We start from the raw sequence: 4,229 nt of genomic DNA, 5'->3' as shown, positions 1-4,229 counted from the left end.
CCGGAACATCAACTTCACCAACGTCTGCTACACCGGCTGCCGGTTCTGCGCGTTCGCCCAACGACGTACGGACGCCGACGCCTACACGCTGTCGCTCGACGAGATCGGCGACCGGGCCAGCGAAGCCGTCGCGTTCGGCGCGACCGAGGTCTGCATGCAGGGCGGCATCGATCCCGAGCTGCCCGGCACGGCCTACTTCGACATCGCCGCGGCGGTCAAGCAACGCGAGCCCGGGCTGCACGTCCACGCGTTCAGCCCCATGGAGGTCATGAACGGCGTGACCCGCACCGGCATGTCCGTGCGCGACTTCCTGGTGCGGGCCAAGGAGTCCGGCGTCGACTCGCTGCCCGGCACCGCCGCGGAGATCCTCGACGACGACGTGCGCTGGGTGCTCACCAAGGGCAAGCTGCCGACCTCGGAGTGGCTCGACGTCATCCGCACGGCCCACCAGATCGGCCTGCCGACGACCTCGACGATGATGTACGGCCACGTCGACCACCCCGGTCACTGGGTCGGCCACCTGCGCACGATCGCCGACCTGCAGCGCGAGACCGGCGGGTTCACCGAGTTCGTGCCGCTGCCGTTCGTGCACCAGTCGTCGCCGATCTACCTCGCCGGCGTCGCCCGCCCCGGCCCCTCGGTGCGCGACAACCGCGCCGTGCACGCGATGGCCCGGATCATGCTGCACGGCCTGGTCGACAACATCCAGTGCTCGTGGGTCAAGCTCGGCCCCGAGACCTGCACGGACGTGTTGCAGGGCGGGGTCAACGACCTCGGCGGCACCCTCATGGAGGAGACCATCAGCCGCATGGCCGGGTCGACGAACGGCTCCCGCAAGTCGATCGAGGAGCTCGAGGCCATGGCGGCCCTGGCGGGTCGCAAGGCGGTCCAGCGCACCACGACGTACGAGCGACTGTCGCCGGTGAGGGCAGCGGGATGACGACGCCGTTCACCGTGGTCATGCCGATGAAGTCGTGGGACCGGGCCAAGTCCCGCCTCCACGCCGACCCGGCTGTTCGCCGGACCCTCGCCGAGGCCTTCGCCCGCGACACCCTCGCCGCCGTGGTGGCTTGCCCGGCGGTGGGCGAGGTCGTCGTCGTGACACGCGGCGAGCTCGTCGTCTCGTACGTCCAGGGCGCTGGCGCCCAGGTCATCCAGGAGCCGGCGGACCGGCCCCTCGACACGCTCGGGTCGGCGATCCGCCACGGCATCGCCTGGGCCGCCGACCGGCGGCCGTACGCCCCGGTCGCCGTCGTCCCGTCCGACCTGCCCGCGCTGACGGCCGACGCACTGGCCGGCTTGCTGCTCGTGGCCGCAGCGCATCCGTTCGCCTTCGTGCGGGACGCCAACGGCGACGGCACCACGATCCTCACGAGCAGCACGCCGGGCCTGATGCGACCCGGCTACGGTCCCGGCTCGGCCGAGCTACACCGCCAGCGCGGGGCCTACGAGCTGGCAGCCGCGGACAACCTCCGGCAGGACGTCGACATGCTCCCTGACCTCGTCGCCGCCGACCGCCTGGGTCTCGGTCCACACACCCGGCGTACGTACGCGGATCTCGCGGACGAGCCCTCCGCCGCTAGTCGCTGACGACTGCGATCACGACGTCGCGGCGCAGCGCCCGGGCCAGGATGCGGAGCCGCTCGGCCAGCGCGCCGGCCTCCACGTACGCCTCCGGCGCCCCGTCCTCACTCAGGGCGCGCACCTCGAGCGAGCCGTCCAGCGCCACCGTCACGTCGGCGAGCGAGAGATCGGCGCCGGCACGCGCGAGGGCGATGAGGTCGTCGTCCTCGTCCGGCATCGGGAATCCGCGCGGCAGCTCGCCCCGCGACGCCGCGGCCAGCACGGCATCGCGTGCGCCGAGGCCGAACAGGTCGCCGTCCTCGTCGCGGACCAGCGCTGCGGCGCCCTCCTCGTGCGGCCCGAACCACTCGGCCGGCAGCCCGCGCAGCACGACGACGGGATGCCCGTCGAGCTTGCCGGCCACGAGGTCGGCCGCGCCGGCGATCTCGTCGGCGACCGCAGGCGAGGTGACGGCGAGGACGTTGCCGTAGGCGTCCTCGACGCCGGCGAACGACAGCAAGGGCGCGATGCCGGAGGCGCCGATCGCGATGTCGGTCTGCCCGATCCGCCAGGCCCGTCCCGCGGTGTCGCTGACGACCACCCCGAGGCGCACGCCGGTGAGCTCCTCGAGCCGAGCGCGCAGGTCACGCGCGGCGCCGTCCGGATCACCCGGCAGCGGGATGACCAGGCCGGCCTCGAGGTTGGACGCGTCGATCCCGGCAGCGGCGAGGGTCAGGCCGGAGTGCGTACGAACGATGCGGGTCTGCCCACGCCGGGCCACGACCCGATCGGTCTCGGCGTCGAGCAACGAATCACGGTCGCCGGCCGACGCCAGCCCGGCAGCCTTGCTGACGACCTTGCTCGTCACGACGAGGACGTCGCCGTCCGCGAGCGGCTCGTCGAGGTGCTCAGCGATGATCCGCGCGAGGTCGTCGCCGGCCCTGATCTCGCCGATGCCCTCCAGCGGCCACGCACGCAGGACCATGTCAGGCCCCGGTCGCCAGCGTGTCGGCGAGGGCGAGCGTGTCGCGGGCCAGCTGGGCGGTGGTCTCGGCGTCGGTCATGTAGAGCGGGACCGCGCGAGCGGCGATGCCGGCATTCTCGATCGCGTCGAGCTCGGCCCGGTCGGCGCTGTCGACGAGCCAGCCGTCGAGCACTCCCCCCGACGTCCGGGCGCCGTGGTGGCGCGCCACCCCGGCGGCGCTGAGCTCGATGCCGAGCCCGGTCAGCAGCTGGTCGGCCATCCCCCGCACGGCGGCGCCGCCGATGATCGGCGAGACCCCGACGACGGGCGCGGTGGTCGTACGTACGGCAGCGGCGATCTCCGCGACCGACAGGATCGCGCCGATCGAGACGATGGGGTTGGACGGCGGCAGGATCACCCGGTCGGCGCCGAGGATCGCCTCGACCACGCCCGGCGCAGCGGTGGCTTCCTCCGCGCCGCGGAACTCGACCTCCCGCACCGGCACCCGGGCTCCGAGGCGGATCCAGTACTCCTGGAAGTGGATCAGGTCGAGGCCGTCCTCGCCGTCGACGCCGATGTGGGTCTCGACCTCGTCCTCGGTCATCGGCAGCAGGCGTACGCCGGGCTTCCATCGCTCGCAGAGCCGCTGGGTGATCTCGGTCAGGCCGGTGCCCTCGTGCCACAGCTGCGTGCGGATGAGGTGGGTCGCGAGGTCGCGGTCGCCGAGCCCGAACCAGGTGTTGTCGACGCCGTACGCCATGAGCTCTTCCTTGGCGTTCCACGTCTCGTCGGTGCGGCCCCACTTGCGGTCGGGGTCGATGCCGCCGCCGAGGGTGTACATCACGGTGTCGAGGTCGGGACACACGCGCAGGCCGAACAGCCAGATGTCGTCGGCGGTGTTGCCGATGACCGTGACCTCGTCCTCCGGGCCGACCGCGTCCAGCAGCCCCGACAGGAAGTTGGCCCCTCCGACTCCGCCCGACAGCACCGTGATCCGCATGCGCTCAGTCTGCCCGAGGGGGCGCGAGCTCAGAGCGCCGACTCGATCGCGCGCCAGAACGTCGGGTAGGCGTAGACCGTGTTGCGGAGCGTCGCGAGCGGGATCTCGGCGCGCACCGCGAACGCCAGGGCAGACAACGTCTCGCCGCCCGTCGGCCCGGCGCTCGTCGCGCCCACGATGACATCGCGGTCGGCATCGATCACGAGCTTGATCAGGCCCTCGTTGCCGATGCCGTGGACGAAGCCGCGGCTGCTCGCCGAGACGTCCGTCAGCCCGACACGCACGTTGATGCCACGATCCCGCGCCTGCGCCTCCGTGATGCCGACGCCGCCGACCTCGGGATCGGTGAACGTGACCCGCGGAAAGCTGGTGTCGTACTCCCCCAACGGCTCGCCGAGGATCGCCCTGGCGGCGCGCTCGGAGTGGTACATCGACAGGTGCGTGAACGCGCCGCGGCCGACGATGTCGCCGATCGCCCAGAGGCCCCCGGACGCATTGCCACCGGTGACCTGCATGTCGTCGCCGACCGTGAGGAACCGCTCCACCTCGACGCCGACGGTTTCCAGACCGATGTCGTCGAGGCGCGACCTGCGGCCGGCGGCCACGAGCAGCTGCTCGGCCTCGTACGTCGTGTCGCCGCAGGTCACGGCGAACCGGGTGCCGTCGTGGTCGACCCGGTCGATCGTGATGCCGGCATGCACG

The 4,229-nt window shown here is 72.3% G+C and carries 4 protein-coding genes and 1 pseudogene; 2 read left to right on the top strand and 3 right to left on the bottom strand.

The window, feature by feature from the left end; all coding sequences use genetic code 11:
- Both cofH and cofC read left to right on the top strand, forming a co-directional pair.
- Nucleotides 1-940 (top strand): 5-amino-6-(D-ribitylamino)uracil--L-tyrosine 4-hydroxyphenyl transferase CofH (cofH, locus tag V6M46_RS05340; RefSeq protein ID WP_332662743.1); only part of this gene is annotated, 940 nt, incomplete at its 5' end.
- On the top strand, nucleotides 937-1,590 hold the full coding sequence (gene cofC, locus V6M46_RS05335) for a 2-phospho-L-lactate guanylyltransferase (RefSeq protein ID WP_332662742.1): 654 nt from the start codon (nucleotides 937-939) through the stop codon (nucleotides 1,588-1,590). The genes cofH and cofC, both read left to right, overlap by 4 nt.
- Here cofC and cofE read toward each other — a convergent pair.
- From cofE to V6M46_RS05320, 3 genes and pseudogenes are all read right to left on the bottom strand, one after another.
- Nucleotides 1,580-2,548 (bottom strand): coenzyme F420-0:L-glutamate ligase, encoded by a 969-nt coding sequence (gene cofE / locus V6M46_RS05330; RefSeq protein ID WP_332662741.1) that lies wholly within the window; start codon nucleotides 2,546-2,548, stop codon nucleotides 1,580-1,582. The two genes, cofC and cofE, sit on opposite strands and share 11 nt — an antisense overlap.
- Before the next feature lies 1 nt (nucleotide 2,549).
- Nucleotides 2,550-3,527: a 2-phospho-L-lactate transferase gene (gene cofD / locus V6M46_RS05325; RefSeq protein ID WP_332662740.1), complete on the bottom strand. Its 978-nt coding sequence runs from the start codon at nucleotides 3,525-3,527 to the stop codon at nucleotides 2,550-2,552.
- Between the two features lie 29 nt (nucleotides 3,528-3,556).
- Nucleotides 3,557-4,229: pseudogene (locus V6M46_RS05320) on the bottom strand (NAD(P)/FAD-dependent oxidoreductase); the annotation flags it as partial.

It is taken from the genome of Aeromicrobium sp. (assembly GCF_036676885.1).
In the GTDB taxonomy this organism is placed as follows: domain Bacteria; phylum Actinomycetota; class Actinomycetes; order Propionibacteriales; family Nocardioidaceae; genus Aeromicrobium.
Note: the sequence above shows the minus strand (reverse complement) of the source record. Positions and strands in the feature narration are given on the sequence as shown.